Source organism: Pseudomonas sp. FA117 (assembly GCF_057370475.1).
Map to the genome: position 1 here is coordinate 2,633,960 of NZ_CM170675.1, position 17,087 is coordinate 2,651,046.

Consider the following 17,087-nt stretch of genomic DNA (forward strand, 5'->3'; position numbering starts at 1 on the left):
ACACTGGGCAGCAAGTCTGTGAGGAACTTCCATGAGCGCTATAACCATTACCGACGCCGCCCATGATTACCTGGCCGATCTGCTCTCGAAGCAGAACACGCCCGGGATCGGCATCCGCGTCTTCATCACCCAGCCGGGCACCCAGTACGCCGAGACCTGTATCGCCTACTGCAAGCCGGGCGAAGAGAAGCCTGACGACACCGCCGTGGGTCTGAAGAGCTTCACCGCGTACATCGACGCCGTCAGCGAGCCGTTCCTGGAGGACGCGCTGGTCGACTACGCCACCGACCGCATGGGCGGCCAGTTGACCATCAAGGCGCCGAACGCCAAGGTGCCGATGGTCAACGAAGACAGCCCGATCAACGAGCGGATCAACTACTACCTGCAAACCGAGATCAACCCGGGTCTGGCCAGCCATGGCGGCCAGGTGAGCCTGGTCGACGTGGTCGACGACGGCATTGCCGTGCTGCAGTTCGGTGGCGGTTGCCAGGGCTGCGGCCAGGCCGACGTCACCCTCAAGGACGGCATCGAGCGCACGCTGCTCGAGCGCATTCCCGAGCTCAAGGGTGTGCGTGACGTGACCGACCACACGCAGAAGGAAAACGCCTACTACTGATAGGCCCTATCGCGGGACAAGCCCGCTCCTGCAGGTACGGCGTCGTGCCTGTAGGCGCGGGCTTGTCCCGCGATTGCATTCGCAGCCCGCCAAAATGTGTTCGCCTAGCAACAAAGTGTTACTGTTTCAAGCCCTGCGACAACAGGCCGCAGCCCGTAAATCAAGGGCTGCAGCCTGTTTGACCAGAGGTCGGGTAGCTGCCCCCGGGGTGTCATGCCAGAATGCCCCGGTTTTTCGACCGGCCCTGCCCGAGGGCCGGCACCTTCCCTGTAAAGGATGGTTCCATGACTGATCTACTGACCCGGCGCGCGGTCGTCGCCGGGATGGGCGTACTCGGGCTTGGCCTGCTGGCCGGTTGCAACCCGGCCCGTGGCCTGGACTTCAAGTACGGCAAGAACATGAGCAACGAGATCCTGGGGCGCAAGTTCAAGCTCAAGGATCCCCAGGGTAACGAGCGTACCCTGTCGAGCTTCTACGGTTCGATGCCGATGATCTTCTTCGGCTTCACCCAGTGTCCGGCGGTGTGCCCGACCACCCTGGCCCGCGCCGCGCAGATCCGCAAACTGCTCAAGGGCCGCGACCGCGACCTGTTCCAGGTGGTGTTCATCACCCTGGACCCGGAGCGCGACACCCCTGAAGTGCTCGACGCCTACGTCAAGGCCTTCGACCCATCGTTCGTCGCCCTGACCGGCACCCCCGAGGAAATCGACGAGGTGGCCAGGGAGTTCAAGGTCTTCTACGAGAAGGTCCCGGCCGGCGACACCTATACCATTTCCCACTCGTCCACCAGCTACGTCTACGATACGCGTGGCACCCTGCGCCTGAGCCTGGGCCATTCCCTGAATGCTCAGGAATGCGCCGAAGACCTGCGCACCCTGATGGAGATCTGCTGAATGTCGATGCAACCGATCAAGCGCGGCCTGGCCGCTCTCGCCCTGCTGGGCCTGGCCCTGCCGGCCCTGGCCGACACTACCGTGAGCGACGCCTGGGTGCGCGCCAGCGTGCCGCACCAGCAGTCCACCGGTGCCTTCATGACCCTGACCGCCAGCACCGACAGCAAGCTGGTGAGCGTGGCTTCGCCCGTGGCCAAGACCGTGCAGGTGCACGAGATGACCATGAATGGCGATGTGATGGGCATGCGTGAAGTGAAGGCCGTGGAGCTGCCGGCCGGCAAGCCGGTGACGCTCGATCCCAACGGTCTGCACGTGATGCTGATGGGCCTGAACGAGCAGGTGAAGGAAGGGCAGCAGGTGCCACTGACCTTGACCATCGAAGATGCCAAGGGCCAGAAGCAGACACTTGAGGTGCAGGCGCCGGTCAAGCCGCTGACCGCCGAGATGGATGCCGGGCACGATCACATGCACATGAAGCACTGAGTACCCACAAGGGCCGCGCAAGCGGCCCTTGTTGTTTGTGCGCCAGGCATGGCGCGTTGCGCGCAGGCGCAACCTGTTTGGCTGTGGTGGCACTTGTACTAAGTGATAAGCGAAACTGGCGCAGCTTAGGATGTGCTACCTCTGCCATTTCCTCCAGCCAATGATTTGTGAGGGTGTAATGAAACCCGGGACCGAATATTCATTTATTCTATATTTCTGAGGTTTTCTCCCATGAATTTTGTCCAGCGTAGCGGGAAGGTGTACAGCCTGATGAGGACTAAGCTTCATTTTATATTCATATTTGCCGTAAGAGCCTCCTTTTAGCCTTACATCTGAAGTTGATACAAATGAATACTCCTTTGTCGAACCTTGCGAATGGTCCTCCAGAGTGCCAATCTCAAGTGTTCTGGGGAAAAAACCCCCCGCATTAATAACTTCATCGAGTGAACGTTGGTCCTGACGATATACGATAATTTCCTCATCGTTAGTCACCCAACGCTTGTGATCAAAAGGTTTTCTGAGATTTACCGGGCCGTTCACAGGCGTTGCAACTCTGTCAATATCAGATTGTCGAATATTAACCTGTTCGAAGTCTTTGTCGAGATCAAGGTTCAACTCTGTATTCGCGTCTTTTTTCTTTTGCGAAAACATTTTTTTGAAAAATGCGATCCCCCTCATCTTTTTTAAGCCTTCTGGAACTACACGTTCAGATACCACTTCGGGTATATTTTCTGCCGCAGTTGCCAGACTGCCTGAATAAAAAATGCTATGTTGATAGGAGGAGCCCAGTACGGGTTCGGGCATTACGCCTGTGGTTGTATTCTCTGCTTCGATCAATGTTCGTGCTGAGGGACCCGGATCTGACGGCATGATGTCATCAGCATGTTGCTTTTTTTTCGGCATTCTTCCATCAGGATCGTGCAGTAGGATTGGATTATTCCTTACCATTCTGAACAGGTTCAGCCCGTCTATTTTCCCCGCCGGGTCTGCGCTCAGCCATCTGCCCGCCCATGGCTGGTAGTAACGGTAACCGTAGTAGTAAAGCCCCGTCGCATCACGCTCCTTGCCCGAATAACGGATAGTCTTGTAGTCCGCCTCCACCGCGTTACGGGCAGCCCACACCGCCGTGCCGCCGTACGGGTAGTAGTCCTCCATACTGATAATATTGCCGTTGCCGTCCAGGTCCAGCCCGCTACTGCCCGTCAGGTTATCGTAGCTGTATCTTGTCTGGTCATTGCCGGTATCGACCGTTTTGCCGCTCTCCCAGTGAAGCACCCGTACCTGCGCCCGGCCAGCCTCACCCACAGTAATCATCTGCAGGTGCTCTGTTTCCGTTTCTCCCGATGCCGTGGTCCGCAGCTCCAGCCCCGGCAGATACAACACTCGCTGCGTCTGCGCGCTGTTACTTGTTTTCTGCACACTCACCTTCAGGAGTCGCTGGTTACCCGCATCGTAGCGGTAGCTTTCCCGGTCTCCGGTATCACCATCACGCACCACCGGCGTCACCTTCAGCAGCTCATTGCGCGGTGTCCAGACCAGCGCCTGTCCCGGCTGCAGCTGAGTCTGCTGCCCGCCCGCCGTGAACAGTGCGTCCACCTCAGAGGGATTGTCCGTCAGCGTGCTCAGCACCCCGCGGTTACTGCGGTTGCTGATGGTGATTTTCGTGGTGTAACTGTTGTTCGTGGCCGGGGCGCTGTGGCGAATCTGCGTCAGGTTGCCCGCTTCGTCGTAGGTGTAGGTGCGGGTGTAGTTCGTATACGCGGAGCCGTCGGTGGGAAGGGCAACGGTGGCGGCCGGTGAGCAGCTGCCCTGCTGCCCGGCATTCGCCATCTCGCGCCCGGCGGCGCAGACCAGCTGGTACAGGCTGTCATAGGTGTACGTGCTCTCCGGCACCACTTTCTGGTTGCGCCAGAAGCGGGTCTCTTCCGCATCGTTACGGACGCTGAGCACGTTGCCCACCGGGTCGTATTCATAGCGCAGGTCCTGCAGTACCTTTGCCCCAGCGGCATGCCCGGCCGGACGCTCCGTTTTAATCCCGGTCAGCCGCTGTGTCTCCGGTTCATACATGCAGGTGGTCACCACCCCGTTGCCGTGCAACTCACGCAGCTTCTGTCCGACGGCTGAGTACGCCAGGGAAGCGACAATGGTCTGCTCTTTTCCGCCTTTCAGCGTCAGCCAGCTGCCTGACAGCAGGCCCGCCACGTCGTAAGCCACCCGCTGCATATTATCCTCCGCGTCGGTGGTGGTCAGCACCGCCCCTGTGGCATCCGCGATGGTCAGGGTGGTATACCCCTCACTCTCCTCGGCGAGCAGGGCGTTCCATGCGATGGCATCTGGGCCCTGCCAGTCGGCCACGGCGTCCGGGTTATCCGCGTCCTTCAGCAGACGATGGGTCACGGACAGCGGCACCCCGGTGAGCGCAACACTGCCGGTCTGCATCAGCCCGGCCGTGTCGTAGTGGCTGACGCAGGCACCGGCCAGGTTGCGCTCTTTATCCGCCTCGCTGCTGCCGGCGTACACGAAACGCTCCGTGACACGGGCGGCTTCGCCGGTCATCTGCTCCGTCATACTTAACGGACGACCGGGCAGGGGGGCGTCTTCATACTGCCAGGTGCGGTTCACCGCCTGGCTTCTGTCCTGCGAGCCGTCGTCAGTCGTGCGGATGTTGCTGACCGCCAGAAGCGGCCGTCCGGCAGCATCGTTCAGGCTGACTGTGGTGCCGTTATCCACACCCTCTGAACGCAGAACGTTACCGGTCAGGTCGGTCCGGTGGCTGAAGTTCGCCAGTCCGGCGTCGTGAAGCCGCGGGTCAGCACTCTGCACAAAGAAGCCGCGGACATCATACTGATGGCGGGTGATGCGCGTATCAGTGACAGACTGGATGTCAGGATGGCAGTGATATGCGATGTTGCGCACGGGCAGGCCATGGTTGTCGAGGACCGTGACCGTCGGGGTGTTGCTGAAGAGCGATGTGCTCATGGGGTTCTCCTGTTTCGATTATGTCTGCACAGACATTCTGTACAGCATTCAGGAATATGATGCCCGCATGAGTATTTTGAATAGAAAATAAGTCAAAACAGATATGGAAAATTTCATCTGCAATTATTGTGAGCCCGTTGAAATGGGATCGTGTCCAAGGAAGTGGTGTAACTGAATCAGCCGAAGGCGCCCTGTGGGCGAAAGAGGATGGTCATCGTGGTTCCTGGCTAACGTTGAGTTTGCGAAGACCAAACACTTACCAGAGAAACCACGATGACCAAGCCCGCTATCGCATTGGCCGAGTTGGTTGAGAAACCTGGGTTTAAGCGAAGAGCGTGCCTGTAAGTCGGCCTATAACGACCGAGGCCCGTGGTGGAGTTCGGGGGCGCGACATATGAATCAGGCACTGCCGAAGAAACTGTGGGATCGACTCGGACTGGTTCCGATACTGGATACGATCAACCGGCTTAGCCGCATAACCTGAACCGCCGTGTACGAAACCGTATGCACGGTGGTGTGGGAGGACGACGGGTGTGAACCCGCCTCCTAATCGATCAGCTTGCTGTCGTTCAGCTACGGAATCGCGGCAGCGGCCGGTCGATGGTCAGCGAGGTCAGGGTCTTGCGAACCTGGGCTTCGTCGGCCTCCAGGGCCTTGAGGCTCGCGCGGATCTTGCCGGCCGAGGGCACATCGCCCTGGCGGTCGATCCAGTCGGCGATTTCCTTGCAGGCGCTGCTCAGGCAGGCCTGGCGCTGGTTCATCAGCGTGATGAGGGTGGTGAGCTCTCGTTCTGACATGGCAGGATCCTCCGTTCAGCCCTCTCAGTGTAGCAGCGGCTGGCGGTCTTGCCGGGTGCCCGGTCAATGGTGCAGGCAAGCCAGGCGATAGGCGCCAGGGGTGACGCCGAAGGCCTGCTTGAACTGTCGACTCAGATGGCTCTGATCGGCAAAGCCCAGCGCGAACGCCACTTCCGAGGCGGGTAGACCCCGACGCAGGAACTCCCTGGCACGGGCCAGGCGCCGCTGCTTGAGCCAGGCATGCGGCGGCAGCCCGGTGGCCTGGCGAAACACCCGGGCAAAATGGAAGGGCGACAGATTGACCGCTGCCGCCAGGGCTTCCAGCGACGGTGGATCGGCCAGCTGGCTTTCCAGCAGCTCGCGCGCCCGTGCCACCGCCAGCGGTTCGTTGCCGGGCGCGGCAGGCTCGGTGCAGTGGCCATGACGCTGCACCAGCGCCAGCACCGCCTCGCGCCAGGCGGTCTGCTGTTCCAGCGCGCTCGCTCCGGCCTCAGACAGGCGGTGCACACGGCTGAAGGCCGCCGCCAGGGTCGGATCCTGGACCACGCTCTGCTTGAAGTGCGGCAGGCCATGGCGGCCGAGCTCCAGCTCGTCGAGCACCCCGGTGACCCGCTCGTGCTCGGGGTAGAACGCGCGGTAGCGCCAGCCCGCCTCGTGGGCCTTGGCGCCGGTGTGCAGTTCGTCGGGATTGATCAGCACCACGCTGCCCACCGGTGCCAGGTGATCGCTGCCACGGTGCCAGAAACACTGGGCGCCGGATTCGATCACGGTGAACACATAGCCTTCGTGCACATGCGGAGCGAAGCGCTGCTGTACGTAGCGGGCGTGCAGCATCTCGACATCGCCTAGCGCCGGCGCCTGCCACAGGTGGATCTGTTCGCGCAGGGGCGTGTTCATGCCAGCCAGCTGCGCAGGAGGAAGAAGATCAACATGCTTGCCAGCATGCTCAGCAACACGCTGCGGGTCAACAGCACCAGAGCGATCGCCACCAGCGAGCCAAGCAGGTAGGGGTTGAGCGGATCGAGGTTCAACTGATGCTCGGGCAGAAAGATGATCGGCCCGCAGATCGCCGTGAGCATCCCCGGCACGGCGAAACCCAGGAACTGTCGTACGTTGGAGCCCAGGCGCAGGGGCAGGCGCGGCTCGAGAAACACATAGCGGTTGAGGAACACGACCACGCCCATGGCGACGATCAGCAGCCAGATCATGAGCGGCTCCCGGCGAACTTCTGGCAGACGAACCCCGCGGCCATGCCCAGCAGGCCGGCGATCACCAGTGCAGTTTCCCAGTGCCAGTAGCTGAACAGCACCGAGCAGAACAGCGACACCGCCACGCACACCAGTGTCGGCACGCTGCGCACCAGCGGCGCGATCAGTGCAACGAAGGTGGCGACGATGGAGAAGTCCAGGCCCAGCTGGTCCAGATGCGGAATGTTTCGGCCCAGGATGATGCCGGCCAGGGTGAACAGGTTCCAGGCCACATAGAAGGTCAGGCCCACGCCCAGGGCGTACCAGCGGTTGAACTGCTGCTGGTCATGGTGGCTGGTCAGGGCGAACAGCTCGTCGGTGAGCAGGAAACCCAGCCCGAGCCGCCAACGGGTCGGCAGGCCGGACACCACAGGGCGCATCGACAGCCCGTACAGCAGGTGCTGCGAGGTCAGCAGCAGAGTGGTCAGCAGGATCGACAGCAGCCCGGCGCCACTTTTGAGCATGCCGATCGCCACCAGTTGCGCGGCACCGGCGAAGACGATGGCCGACAGCCCCTGGCCTTGCCAGGCGCTGAGGTTGGCTTCGATGGCCATGGAACCGGCCAGCAGCCCCCAGGGGGCGACTGCCAGGGACAAGGGCAGGATGGCGATGGTGCCTTGGGTGAAGGCCTGGCGGGCGAGCGGGGGACTGCTGGACATGGCGGCTACGAGCGAAGGGCAGGGACAGCCAGCATGCCAGAGCGGCGGGGCGCCTGGCTTGAACGATCTTGCTGGTTTGCGCCGGGTGTCGGACGTGGCCCACGACATTTTTTTCACATCGCCTTGCTAGGATCGCCGCGACTGGAAGGAGCGATTGATGATTCGAGTGTTGCGCAAGCGTGGTGTCAGGCTGACCTTGACGGCCGCAGCCGGTGTGGTGACCTGTGCCCTGGGCTTCTTTGCCTGGCAGACGTTCTATCCGGTGCAGGCCTCCGATGGCTGGGCGGTACAGGTGCTGCACCGCGACGTGGCCAAGGCCGCCTCGCTGCTGCCGCTCGCCGATGGCAGCCTGCTGGTCAGCCGTGAGCTGGATGACGGGCTGGGCAGCATTCTCAAGATCACCCCGCAAGGTGATCGGGTGGTGCTGGTCGATGGCCTGTCCAAGCCCGACGGCATGGTGGCCGTCCCGGGAGGCTGGGTGTTCAGCCAGGAGGGCGGGCTGGCGCCGGTCAGCTTGTCGCGCGATGGCCAGATCACCAGGCTGTTCGATGGCGAGAGCGTGCAGGGGCTATGGAACGATGGCGATCACCTGTATGCCATCGAAGACCGCAAGGGCAATGGCCGGCTGATGCGCTACGACTGGCAGAGCGGCCAGCTGGACGTGCTGCGTTCGGCGTTGACCGAGACCGAAGGCCTGACCCGCTGCAGCAATGGGCGCCTGCTCTACACCGAGAAGGCTGCCGGCAGGATCCGCGCGCTGAACGAAGGCGGCGAAGATCCGGTGGTCGCCGACGGCCTGCGCAACCCCACCTTCCTGTTCTGCGACGCACGTGGCCTGTGGATCAGCGAAGACTCCACCCACCGTGCGCGGCTGCTGCGCATCGACGCCGATGGCACGCGGCACATCGTGCTGTCGTTCCTCAAGGCGCCGCAATCGATTGTCCCGGATGGCCAGGGCGGCTACTTCCTCGCTGAAGGCGGCCGCGACCGAGTCCTGCATCTCTCGCCTCCCGCGCAGCAGGCGCAAGCACATCTGGCCAGCCTCGAGCGCGAACTGCCCTGAGGCTTGTGCAGCGGCTGTCAGCCCCGCCACACTGGTCTCCCCGGACAAGGAGCAGGGCATGGCACTTTCGATGACGGACTTCACCACCCGATTGCTGGTCGATGCCGGCATCGGGCCGGGCATGCGGGTGCTGGATGTCGGCTGTGGCGCGGGCGATGTGAGTTTGCTGCTCGCCGAACTGGTCGAGCATCACGGCGGCGTGGTCGGCATCGACCAGTCGCCGGACGCACTGGAGCGGGCACGTCAGCGCGACACGACACCAGGTCATGCACCTGTCGAGTTCATTGAAAGTGACCTGTATCGCCTGCCCGAAGCCCTGGGGTTGTTCGATGCCATCGTCGGGCGGCGGGTGCTGATGTACCAGGCCGACGCCGTACTGGCGGTGCGCAAGCTCTCCAGGCTGCTGTTGCCCGGTGGCGTGCTGGTGTTCCAGGAACACGACAGCACCCTGACACCTGCGAGCCTGGAGCCGTTTCCCCTGCACCGTCGTGCCCAGCAGTGGCTGCAGCGGATGCTCGCCTGCGAGGGGGCAGACCTGCACATCGGTTTCAACCTGCACCGCATTCTCACCGAGGCGGGGCTGCAGGTGCAGAGCCTCAGGGCCGAATGCCTGCTGCAGACGCCGGACAGCCCCTATGGCCTGGCAGCGATCATTCGTGCCTGCCTGCCACGGATCATCGACCACGGCATTGCCACGCCGCGCCAGGTCGGGATCGACACCCTGCAGGCGCGGCTGGATGCCGAGCGCAGGCAGTCGCAGGGGATCTATATCGGCGACATGGCGTTCGGCGTCTGGGCGAACAAGCGATGAAACCCCGACGAAGCGACTTGCCAATCGCTAATGATTCTCGTTAATGTAATGTTATTACATTCCAGCCTCTGTCATTTCGGAGAATCGCCATGCAAGTGTTGTCATCCCTCAAGCACGCCAAGCTTCGTCACCGCGACTGCCAGGTCGTCAAGCGTCGTGGGCGGCTGTATGTCATCTGCAAGTCCAATCCGCGGTTCAAGGCGCGCCAGGGCGGGGTGAAGAAGAAGCGCGGGTAGCTCCGCGCAGTCTGCGCCGCTCCCACAGAGCGAGAACGGGCGGTATACTCGCCGCCCGTTCGATTGTTATCCGAGTATTTCAATGGGTTTTTCCGCTACCGCCACACCTGAGCCGCGCCGTCTGGGCGCGCCGCTGATCGCCCTGGGCCTGCTGCTGGCAGGCGCCTGGTTCCTCAACCTCAATGCCGGCTTCAAGCAGGTGCTGTTGCTGCTGGTCGGCGCTGCGTTGGGCCTGACCCTCTATCACGCCGCGTTCGGTTTCACCTCTGCCTGGCGCGTGTTCATCAACGAACGCCGTGGCGCAGGCCTGCGTGCGCAGATGGTGATGCTCGCCCTGGCGGTGCTGCTGTTCTTCCCGGCACTGTCGGCTGGCAGCCTGTTCGGCAACCCGGTCACCGGCCTGGTCGCGCCGGCCGGTATTTCGGTAGTGTTCGGCGCCTTCATCTTCGGCATCGGCATGCAGCTGGGCGGGGGATGCGCCTCGGGCACGCTGTTTACCGTCGGTGGCGGCAACGCGCGGATGCTGGTGACCTTGTTGTTCTTCATCATCGGTTCGGTCACCGCGACCCACCACGCCGACTGGTGGTTCGCCTTGCCCTCGTTCCCGGCCACTTCGATCGTCCAGGCCTGGGGTGTCGGACCCGCACTGGTGGCGAGCCTGGCACTGTTCGGGCTGATCGCCTGGGTGACGGTGGTCCTGGAGAAACGTCGCCATGGCGGTCTGGAAGCCGCGCTCGATAGCGAGCACCAGGGGCTGCGCCGCTTTCTGCGCGGGCCATGGCCACTACTGTGGGGCGCCATTGCCCTGGCCTTGCTCAACTACGCCACCCTGGCATTGGCCGGTCGCCCGTGGGGCATCACCTCGGCCTTTGCCCTGTGGGGGGCCAAGACCTTGAGCGGGCTGGGCGTGGATGTGGGCAGCTGGGTGTTCTGGCAGGCGCCGGCCAATGCCAAGGCGCTGGCGGCACCGCTGTGGCAGGACATCACCACGGTGATGGACCTGGGCATCGTGCTCGGCGCCCTGCTGGCCGCAGGTCTGGCCGGGCGGTTCGCCCCAAGCCTGAAGATCCCGCTGCGTTCACTGGTCGCGGCGGTGATCGGCGGGCTGTTGCTCGGGTATGGCTCGCGGCTGGCCTACGGTTGCAACATCGGCGCCTACTTCAGCGGCATCGCCTCGGGCAGCGTGCACGGCTGGCTGTGGTTGGTGGCTGCTTACGCGGGCAACCTGATCGGCGTGCGCCTGCGCCCGCTGTTCTTTGCCGGCGAGCGGCGTGCAGCGACCTTGACCGGTTGCTGAGCAGTGCGCACGGAAGCGTTCACTCTTGAGAAAGCACATGAAGTATTCCGATAATTTACTTCATGTTGCTTTCTCAATACTTTGATTTATAAGATATTTTATTAATGTTGAGCGCTCAGCGGCGCGCCACTGCGTGCTGCACGCACTGCTCGTAGTACGTCTGCTGGATCGCCTTCGGTGGCAGGCGCGAACTGCTGTTGTAGGTCTGTTCGGTGATCCCGAATGCAGTCATGCGCATCCAGGGTTTGGCAAACCTTCGTACCTGCAGTTTCTTGCGGGCGGCATATAGCGTCGCCCCGGAGAGCTTGGAATGCTGGGCCTCGGCGGCGATCTGCGCACCCCAGCCACACACACTGCGATCATTCTGGCTCAGCGGCCTGGCCTGCACACCGAGGGTAACGGCGGCCAGGGCGCAGCTGATCAGGGTTGCTAGAAATACCCGCATGTTGCTGTCCTAAGCGTCTGAAGGAAAAGGGAGTTTGCCTGTCCTTCACTGGCCTGGGGGCCAGCAATTTGCCGTCAGGCGACAGACTGTCTGCGCGCACCTTTGCCTGGCGTGTACAGGGAGTAACCGGCAAGACCGGCGACCCACACTACCGCCACGCCGTAGTTGAGCCGTTGATAGAGGCCGAACAGCTGGCCGGTCTCGGCCGCCTGCGCCATCAATACGACCGTGGCGACGGACAGGACCGCGCAAAGCAACGAGCCGCCAGCCAGCACCCGCGAGCCCGCCAGCCGCAGGCCGAGCCAGACCCACAGCAGGCTGGCCAGGGTCAGCGAGGCAAACATCAACAGGCCGCTGATGTTGTGCATGTGCTGGGAGAACGATGGCTGGACCGGGGCACAGCCCGGGTCGCAGGCAAACCCCCCGGTTCCCAGGCTTCCGACACCGTGCAGCAGTACCAGCAGCGCGCTGGCCAGGCCCAGCCTGGAGGTTCGCCATCGCCGGGCCAGCCCCCAGGCGAACAGGGCGAACAGCAGGGCCAGGGGGAAGTTGTTGATCCAGGGCGAGAACGCCTCTGTCGGCGCGCCGGTCGCACCGAGCTGGCTCATGGCTTGTTGCCAGTGCTGGTAGCCGGGGTATGCCAGCGCGGTGAGCCAGACGCCCAACCACAACCAGAATGGAATGATCAGGCCGGTCGCGAGCAGGGCGCGGTCCAGGGTCTTCATGGGGTGCCTTCCTTGGGCTGCGCCGCATCGAGTGGCGGCGCTCGAACCCGCAGACTACAGCCATCGCTGGCTGGGCCGCCAGCCGTTTTGCTCAGTTGCCGGTCACCAGCATCACCACCAGCACGCAGGCCAGCAGCGCCAGGTAGGCGCGGGCGTGCAGCGTATCGCTCAGACGGCCCAGCAGGGGCGCCGCCAGGTGCATGCCCAGCCAGGCCCCGGCGGCCATCACCAGCGCCGCGCGCAGGTCGATGTAGCCCAGCAGCCCGCTACCCATGGCCATGCCGGGGGCCGGCAGCAGTGCATAGACCAGCGTAGCGGCCAGCGCCATGGGCAATGACAAGGGGTTGGCCATGGCCGTTGCGGTGCCCATGCTGGCACCTCGGCGGCGCATCAGCGGCACGGTCAGCACGCTGCCGCCGACGCCGAGCAATGCCGCCAGTGCGCCGATCGGCAGCCCCATCAGGGTAGCCGCGGCTTTGCCCAGCGGCACCGGCCCCTCGTGGCCGACGCGCAGGAAGCCCGGGCGCAGCCAGGCATCGAGCAGGCTCGACAGCAGGTAGGCGATGAACAGCCAGCGCAGCCAGTGGCTGTCCAGCTGCAACGCCGCCCAGGCGCCGAGCAGCGCGCCCAGAGCGATGGCCGGCGCCAGTGGGCGCACCAGGTCCCAGCGCAAGGTGCCAGCACGCTGGTGTCGCCAGGTGGCCAGCGCGCTGCTGAAGATCATTACCGTGGCTGAGGTGGCCACGGCGATCTGCATGGCGTGCAGCGCTATCGGGGAGTCTGCCGTGTGGCTGGCCAGCAGCAGGGCATAGAGCAAGGGTACGGCGAAGAAGCCGCCGCCGAAGCCGAACAGCAACGTGGTGACACCGGCGCACAGGCCGAAGACACCGAGCAGGGGGTAGAGCATGATCCTCAGCCTTTGCCGGAAGTGAGAGCGCAGGCTAAGGTGGTCAGGTTTGGCGATCTTTCGAGAGTTGGCCAATGATCATCGAGTTTCAGCCAGAGGCCAGTCGATGCGCAATATTCCGTTGTCCCAGGTCGATGCGACGCCGCGCCCGCTGCTGGCGATCGCCACCGATTACCCGGCGGATACGCTGCTGGCGCGCCACGTGCATCGGCGTGCGCAGTTCCTGTACGGCATGAGTGGTCTGATGGAGGTGCTGACCGACCACGGCGCCTGGATCATTCCGCCCTACAGCGGCGTGTGGATACCTGCCGATACTCCGCACCAGGTGTTGATGCGCGGGGTCAGCACGCGCAGCCTGTACATCGAGGCGGCCGCCGCGCCGAGGCCGGGGCTCGTCTGCGAGGCGTTGCTGGTAACGCCATTGTTGCACCAGTTGCTGCTGGCCAGTGCCGAGTTGCCCGCTCTGTATGACTGCCAGGGCGGTGACGGCCACCTGGTCGGCCTGATCCTGCATGAGTTGCGCAGGGCCGAGCGTTTGCCTTCATTCGCCCCAATGCCTGCGGATCGGCGTCTGGCGTCATTGTGCCAGGCCTTTCTCGCCAGCCCCGCGATCAGCACAACCGCCGCAACCTGGGCGCAGCAGTTGAACTGGAGCACACGCACTTTCAGCCGGCGTTTCCGCGAGCAGACCGGGCTGTCGTTCGGCCAGTGGCGCCAGCAGGCGTGCCTGATGGCCGCCATCAGCCGGCTGGCAGCGGGCGAGGCGGTCACCCGGGTCGCACTGGACCTTGGCTACGACAGCCCGAGCGCCTTTTCCAGCATGTACCGCAGGGCCATGGGCGAATCGCCCTCGAAGGTCCGGCAGTCGTTGCCCGAGGGCGAAATGAAAACCCTGACGGATGTATGTGATCGTACAACTGCTTGAGCTATGATGTCGGCTGTCTATTCACGGTGAAACGTACAGGGCATGACAGAGCAGCAACTACAGGCACGGACCCGGCGCAAGCCGCGCAGTCTGGCTCAGGAACTGGTCACGGTGCTGACCGAACGTATCCGCAGCGGTCAGCTCAAGCGCGGCGACAAGCTGCCGACCGAGTCGCAGATCATGGTCGAGGAGGGCGTCAGCCGCACGGTGGTGCGTGAGGCGATCTCGCGGCTGCAGGCGGCCGGCCAGGTGGAGACGCGCCACGGCATCGGCACGTTCGTGCTCGACGCCCCGAGCACCGGCGGTTTCCGTATCGACCCGGCGACCGTGGTCACCCTGCGCGAAGTGCTGGCGGTGCTGGAGTTGCGCATCGCCCTGGAAGTCGAATCGGCCGGTCTTGCCGCGCAGCGGCGCAGCGACGAGCAACTGATCGGCATGCGCGCGGCCCTCGACGAGCTCAACGAAGGCGCGGCGCATGCCTCCGATGCCGTCTCGGCGGACTTCCAGTTCCACCTGCGCATTGCCCAGGCCAGCGGCAATCATTATTTCGCCGACATCATCAACCACCTGGGCACCAGCATCATTCCCCGCACCCGACTCAACTCCGCGCGGCTGGCCCACGATGACCAGGCCCACTACCTCAGTCGCCTGAGCCATGAGCACGAGGCGATCTACGAAGCCATTGCCCGGCGCGATAGCGAAGGGGCGAAAATGGCCATGCGCCTGCACCTGAGCAACAGTCGCGAGCGACTTCGCCAGGCGCACGAGGCGGCGCAAGTGCAAGGGGCCTGAGCGGCGGGACAGTGGTGGATCGTTCCGGGCGGCGAAACAATCAATTGCCACCCGTACTGATTCCAAGCGCCGGGCGAATGGGTGAGCATTGCTTCACCCCTTACCCAATCCTCAGGTGCCACCATGAACGCGTCTCCGTCGGACTCCAAGCCCTCGCCCTGGCACGATGGCGAGCTTGAACTGCAACGCAGCGTCGGCGCCGTCGAGCGCATGGTGGGTACCGGCAAGGTGCAGATGTCACGCGACTTCATGCCCGACCAGCACCGCGAATTCTATGCGCAGTTGCCGTTCGTGGTGCTCGGCAGCGTCGACCCGGACGGTAATCCGTGGGCGACCCTGCGTGCCGGCCAGCCTGGCTTCATGCAGTCGCCCGATCCACGTCGGCTGCTGCTCGACCTGCCGCGGGTACCGGCCGATCCGGCCGATGCCGGGCTGGAGGAGGGCGATGGTGTCGGTATGCTCGGCATCGAACTGCACACCCGCCGACGCAATCGCCTGAACGGTATCGTGCGTCGCATCGACGCCAGCGGTTTCGGCATCGAGCCGACCCAGTCCTACGGCAACTGCCCGCGCTACATCAACCTGCGCCGCTACGTCTTCGACGACGGCCTCCCGGGCGAGCCCAGCGAATCGACCGAGTTGAGCGCAGAGGACCGGGCCGTGGTGAGCGCAGCCGATTCGTTCTACGTCGCCTCGTATGTGCTGCGCGACGGTGCGCGCCAGGTGGACGTCTCGCACCGTGGCGGCAAGCCCGGCTTCGTGCATGTCGACGCCGACGGTACGCTGAGCGTGCCGGACTTCAACGGCAACCTGTTCTTCAACACCCTGGGCAACATGCTGCTCAATCCACGCGCCGGGCTGGTGTTCGTCGACATGCGCAGCGGCGACCTGCTGCAGATGACCGGGCGCACCGAAGTCATCATCGACGACCCTCAGACCCTGGCCTTCATCGGCGCCGAGCGCATGTGGCGCTTTTATCCCGAGCGCATCGTACGCCGCCCCGCCGGGCTGGCCCTGCGCTGGGTCGACATGGATGACGGGGTTTCGCCGAACTCGCTGATGACCGGCAGTTGGGAGGACATGCAGGCGCGCCTGAAGGCCGCGGCGCTGCAGCAGAGCTGGCGGCCCTACCGGGTGACCGGCATCGTCGACGAGAGCGAGCATATCCGCTCGTTCCACCTGCAGCCCGACGACGGTCTGGGCTTGCCGGTTCGCCTGGCCGGGCAACACCTGCCGATCCGGCTCCACGTACCCGGCCAGGAAGCGCCGCTGGTGCGCACCTACACCTTGTCGGGGGCTCCGGCCGACGATGAGCTGCGCATCAGCGTCAAGCGCGAGGGCGTGGTATCGCAGCACCTGCATGAGCAGCTCAAGGTCGGCGACTTGATCGAGGCGCGTGCACCGGCCGGGGCATTCACCATGGATGCAGCGGTGCGCCGCCCGGTGGTGCTGTTGGCCGCAGGCGTGGGGGTGACACCTGCGCTGGCCATGGCCCGGCACCTGGTCAATGAACGCCTGCGCACCCGCTATGCACGGCCGGCCTGGGTATTCCAGTCGGCATCGAACAAAGGGCAACTGGCCTTTGCCGCCGAGTTTGCCGCGCTGGTCAATCGCGCCGACGGCAAGCTCAGGCATGTGCGCCTGCTCAGCGATGCCAGTGGAGCGACCCCGGGCGTGGACTATGAGCGCGAAGGGCGCATGGGTGTCGATCTGCTGCGCGAACTGCTGCCGTTCGACGACTACGATTTCTACCTGTGTGGGCCACAGGGCTTCATGCAGCAGATGTACGACGATCTGCGGGCACTGGACATCAGCGACGCGCGCATCCATGCCGAGGCCTTCGGCCCCTCCAGCGTGCGCCGTACGCGCAGCGAGCAGCCTGCCGCACAGGCCTTGCCGGCCGTGGCCAGTGAATCGGTGGCGGTGATGTTCATGGACTCGGCGAAGGAAGCGCGCTGGAATCCTGGAGATGGCTCGCTGCTGGAGCTGGCGGAGCAGCGTGGCCTGGAGCCGCCGTTCGGTTGCCGCGGCGGGTCGTGCGGGAGCTGCCGCACCCGCGTGCTCAAGGGCGACGTCACCTATGCGCAGGCACCGGAGTTTGCGGTCGAGCAAGGTGAGGCGCTGATCTGCTGTGCGATGCCGGCCGCTGGAAGTGGGCCGTTGCACCTGGCGCTGTAGGCGCGGGTTTACCCGCGAGAAGGCACCGCGCTGA

At 63.9% G+C, this 17,087-nt stretch carries 18 protein-coding genes and 1 pseudogene; 11 read left to right on the top strand and 8 right to left on the bottom strand.

The window, feature by feature from the left end; translation table 11 throughout:
• Positions 1–31 precede the first annotated feature (31 nt).
• From nfuA to AC1TXO_RS12095, 3 genes are all read left to right on the top strand, one after another.
• Entirely contained in the window at positions 32–616 is a 585-nt protein-coding gene (gene nfuA, locus AC1TXO_RS12085; RefSeq protein WP_063545100.1) for a Fe-S biogenesis protein NfuA, read from the top strand.
• Between the two features lie 284 nt (positions 617–900).
• Positions 901–1,509, top strand: coding sequence for an SCO family protein (locus tag AC1TXO_RS12090; protein ID WP_054890835.1), 609 nt, complete (start codon positions 901–903; stop codon positions 1,507–1,509).
• Positions 1,510–1,992, top strand: a complete 483-nt coding sequence (locus tag AC1TXO_RS12095) for a copper chaperone PCu(A)C (protein ID WP_486406540.1) — start codon at positions 1,510–1,512, stop codon at positions 1,990–1,992.
• A gap of 135 nt (positions 1,993–2,127) precedes the next feature.
• Here AC1TXO_RS12095 and AC1TXO_RS12100 read toward each other — a convergent pair whose 3' ends face one another.
• A complete protein-coding gene (locus tag AC1TXO_RS12100) occupies positions 2,128–4,971 on the bottom strand; it encodes an RHS repeat-associated core domain-containing protein (protein ID WP_486406541.1) in 2,844 nt (947 codons plus the stop codon).
• 307 nt (positions 4,972–5,278) lie between these two features.
• On the opposite strand from AC1TXO_RS12100, the pseudogene AC1TXO_RS12105 reads away from it, so the two are divergent.
• Positions 5,279–5,455: pseudogene (locus tag AC1TXO_RS12105) on the top strand (group II intron maturase-specific domain-containing protein); the annotation flags it as partial.
• An 85-nt stretch (positions 5,456–5,540) separates the two neighbouring features.
• Here AC1TXO_RS12105 and AC1TXO_RS12110 read toward each other — a convergent pair.
• The 4 genes from AC1TXO_RS12110 to AC1TXO_RS12125 all read right to left on the bottom strand — a co-directional run bounded on the left by AC1TXO_RS12110 (position 5,541) and on the right by AC1TXO_RS12125 (position 7,674).
• Complete coding sequence (locus AC1TXO_RS12110; RefSeq protein ID WP_054890833.1) at positions 5,541–5,768, bottom strand: hypothetical protein; 228 nt, start codon at positions 5,766–5,768, stop codon at positions 5,541–5,543.
• 63 nt (positions 5,769–5,831) lie between these two features.
• Positions 5,832–6,665, bottom strand: a complete 834-nt coding sequence (locus AC1TXO_RS12115) for a helix-turn-helix domain-containing protein (protein ID WP_486406542.1) — start codon at positions 6,663–6,665, stop codon at positions 5,832–5,834.
• On the bottom strand, positions 6,662–6,976 hold the full coding sequence (locus AC1TXO_RS12120) for an AzlD domain-containing protein (protein ID WP_486406543.1): 315 nt from the start codon (positions 6,974–6,976) through the stop codon (positions 6,662–6,664). The genes AC1TXO_RS12115 and AC1TXO_RS12120 overlap by 4 nt, the downstream gene beginning before the upstream one ends.
• Positions 6,973–7,674 carry an AzlC family ABC transporter permease gene (locus AC1TXO_RS12125; RefSeq protein WP_486406544.1) on the bottom strand — a complete coding sequence of 234 codons (702 nt, stop codon included), beginning with the start codon at positions 7,672–7,674 and terminating at the stop codon, positions 6,973–6,975. The genes AC1TXO_RS12120 and AC1TXO_RS12125 overlap by 4 nt, the downstream gene beginning before the upstream one ends.
• 157 nt (positions 7,675–7,831) lie before the next feature.
• On the opposite strand from AC1TXO_RS12125, the gene AC1TXO_RS12130 reads away from it, so the two are divergent.
• The 4 genes from AC1TXO_RS12130 to AC1TXO_RS12145 all read left to right on the top strand — a co-directional run bounded on the left by AC1TXO_RS12130 (position 7,832) and on the right by AC1TXO_RS12145 (position 11,081).
• The gene (locus tag AC1TXO_RS12130) at positions 7,832–8,737 is read left to right on the top strand and encodes an NHL repeat-containing protein (protein WP_486406545.1); all 906 of its coding nucleotides are present in this window, start codon (positions 7,832–7,834) and stop codon (positions 8,735–8,737) included.
• A gap of 58 nt (positions 8,738–8,795) precedes the next feature.
• Positions 8,796–9,548 (top strand): methyltransferase domain-containing protein, encoded by a 753-nt coding sequence (locus tag AC1TXO_RS12135; protein WP_486406546.1) that lies wholly within the window; start codon positions 8,796–8,798, stop codon positions 9,546–9,548.
• An 89-nt stretch (positions 9,549–9,637) separates the two neighbouring features.
• Complete coding sequence (gene ykgO, locus AC1TXO_RS12140; RefSeq protein ID WP_054890826.1) at positions 9,638–9,784, top strand: type B 50S ribosomal protein L36; 147 nt, start codon at positions 9,638–9,640, stop codon at positions 9,782–9,784.
• 82 nt (positions 9,785–9,866) lie between these two features.
• A complete protein-coding gene (locus AC1TXO_RS12145; protein WP_486406547.1) occupies positions 9,867–11,081 on the top strand; it encodes a YeeE/YedE family protein in 1,215 nt (404 codons plus the stop codon).
• 115 nt (positions 11,082–11,196) lie between these two features.
• Here the strand turns inward: AC1TXO_RS12145 and AC1TXO_RS12150 are convergent, their stop codons facing one another.
• The 3 genes from AC1TXO_RS12150 to AC1TXO_RS12160 all read right to left on the bottom strand — a co-directional run bounded on the left by AC1TXO_RS12150 (position 11,197) and on the right by AC1TXO_RS12160 (position 13,158).
• Positions 11,197–11,526 carry a hypothetical protein gene (locus tag AC1TXO_RS12150; RefSeq protein WP_486406548.1) on the bottom strand — a complete coding sequence of 110 codons (330 nt, stop codon included), beginning with the start codon at positions 11,524–11,526 and terminating at the stop codon, positions 11,197–11,199.
• A gap of 74 nt (positions 11,527–11,600) precedes the next feature.
• On the bottom strand, positions 11,601–12,251 hold the full coding sequence (locus AC1TXO_RS12155; protein WP_486406549.1) for a DUF998 domain-containing protein: 651 nt from the start codon (positions 12,249–12,251) through the stop codon (positions 11,601–11,603).
• A gap of 91 nt (positions 12,252–12,342) precedes the next feature.
• A complete protein-coding gene (locus AC1TXO_RS12160) occupies positions 12,343–13,158 on the bottom strand; it encodes a sulfite exporter TauE/SafE family protein (RefSeq protein WP_486406550.1) in 816 nt (271 codons plus the stop codon).
• 106 nt (positions 13,159–13,264) lie between these two features.
• Between AC1TXO_RS12160 and AC1TXO_RS12165 the strand changes: the two genes are divergently transcribed.
• The 3 genes from AC1TXO_RS12165 (at position 13,265) to AC1TXO_RS12175 (ending at position 17,053) form a co-directional block, all read left to right on the top strand.
• Entirely contained in the window at positions 13,265–14,083 is an 819-nt protein-coding gene (locus AC1TXO_RS12165) for an AraC family transcriptional regulator (RefSeq protein ID WP_486406551.1), read from the top strand.
• 42 nt (positions 14,084–14,125) lie between these two features.
• Positions 14,126–14,875, top strand: coding sequence for a FadR/GntR family transcriptional regulator (locus AC1TXO_RS12170; RefSeq protein WP_486406552.1), 750 nt, complete (start codon positions 14,126–14,128; stop codon positions 14,873–14,875).
• 123 nt (positions 14,876–14,998) lie between these two features.
• Positions 14,999–17,053 carry a pyridoxamine 5'-phosphate oxidase family protein gene (locus AC1TXO_RS12175; RefSeq protein ID WP_486406553.1) on the top strand — a complete coding sequence of 685 codons (2,055 nt, stop codon included), beginning with the start codon at positions 14,999–15,001 and terminating at the stop codon, positions 17,051–17,053.
• Positions 17,054–17,087: the final 34 nt, after the last annotated feature.

Bases quoted from the DNA above. Each gene is read 5' to 3' on its own strand.
- AC1TXO_RS12120 (WP_486406543.1), bottom strand. From the start codon at position 6,976: ATGATCTGGCTGCTGATCGTCGCCATGGGCGTGGTCGTGTTCCTCAAC.
- AC1TXO_RS12175 (WP_486406553.1), top strand. From the start codon at position 14,999: ATGAACGCGTCTCCGTCGGACTCCAAGCCCTCGCCCTGGCACGATGGC.
- AC1TXO_RS12150 (WP_486406548.1), bottom strand. From the start codon at position 11,526: ATGCGGGTATTTCTAGCAACCCTGATCAGCTGCGCCCTGGCCGCCGTT.
- ykgO (WP_054890826.1), top strand. From the start codon at position 9,638: ATGCAAGTGTTGTCATCCCTCAAGCACGCCAAGCTTCGTCACCGCGAC.
- AC1TXO_RS12135 (WP_486406546.1), top strand. From the start codon at position 8,796: ATGGCACTTTCGATGACGGACTTCACCACCCGATTGCTGGTCGATGCC.
- AC1TXO_RS12115 (WP_486406542.1), bottom strand. From the start codon at position 6,665: ATGAACACGCCCCTGCGCGAACAGATCCACCTGTGGCAGGCGCCGGCG.
- AC1TXO_RS12145 (WP_486406547.1), top strand. From the start codon at position 9,867: ATGGGTTTTTCCGCTACCGCCACACCTGAGCCGCGCCGTCTGGGCGCG.
- AC1TXO_RS12095 (WP_486406540.1), top strand. From the start codon at position 1,510: ATGTCGATGCAACCGATCAAGCGCGGCCTGGCCGCTCTCGCCCTGCTG.
- AC1TXO_RS12110 (WP_054890833.1), bottom strand. From the start codon at position 5,768: ATGTCAGAACGAGAGCTCACCACCCTCATCACGCTGATGAACCAGCGC.
- nfuA (WP_063545100.1), top strand. From the start codon at position 32: ATGAGCGCTATAACCATTACCGACGCCGCCCATGATTACCTGGCCGAT.
- AC1TXO_RS12125 (WP_486406544.1), bottom strand. From the start codon at position 7,674: ATGTCCAGCAGTCCCCCGCTCGCCCGCCAGGCCTTCACCCAAGGCACC.
- AC1TXO_RS12160 (WP_486406550.1), bottom strand. From the start codon at position 13,158: ATGCTCTACCCCCTGCTCGGTGTCTTCGGCCTGTGCGCCGGTGTCACC.
- AC1TXO_RS12090 (WP_054890835.1), top strand. From the start codon at position 901: ATGACTGATCTACTGACCCGGCGCGCGGTCGTCGCCGGGATGGGCGTA.
- AC1TXO_RS12165 (WP_486406551.1), top strand. From the start codon at position 13,265: ATGCGCAATATTCCGTTGTCCCAGGTCGATGCGACGCCGCGCCCGCTG.
- AC1TXO_RS12100 (WP_486406541.1), bottom strand. From the start codon at position 4,971: ATGAGCACATCGCTCTTCAGCAACACCCCGACGGTCACGGTCCTCGAC.
- AC1TXO_RS12155 (WP_486406549.1), bottom strand. From the start codon at position 12,251: ATGAAGACCCTGGACCGCGCCCTGCTCGCGACCGGCCTGATCATTCCA.
- AC1TXO_RS12170 (WP_486406552.1), top strand. From the start codon at position 14,126: ATGACAGAGCAGCAACTACAGGCACGGACCCGGCGCAAGCCGCGCAGT.
- AC1TXO_RS12130 (WP_486406545.1), top strand. From the start codon at position 7,832: ATGATTCGAGTGTTGCGCAAGCGTGGTGTCAGGCTGACCTTGACGGCC.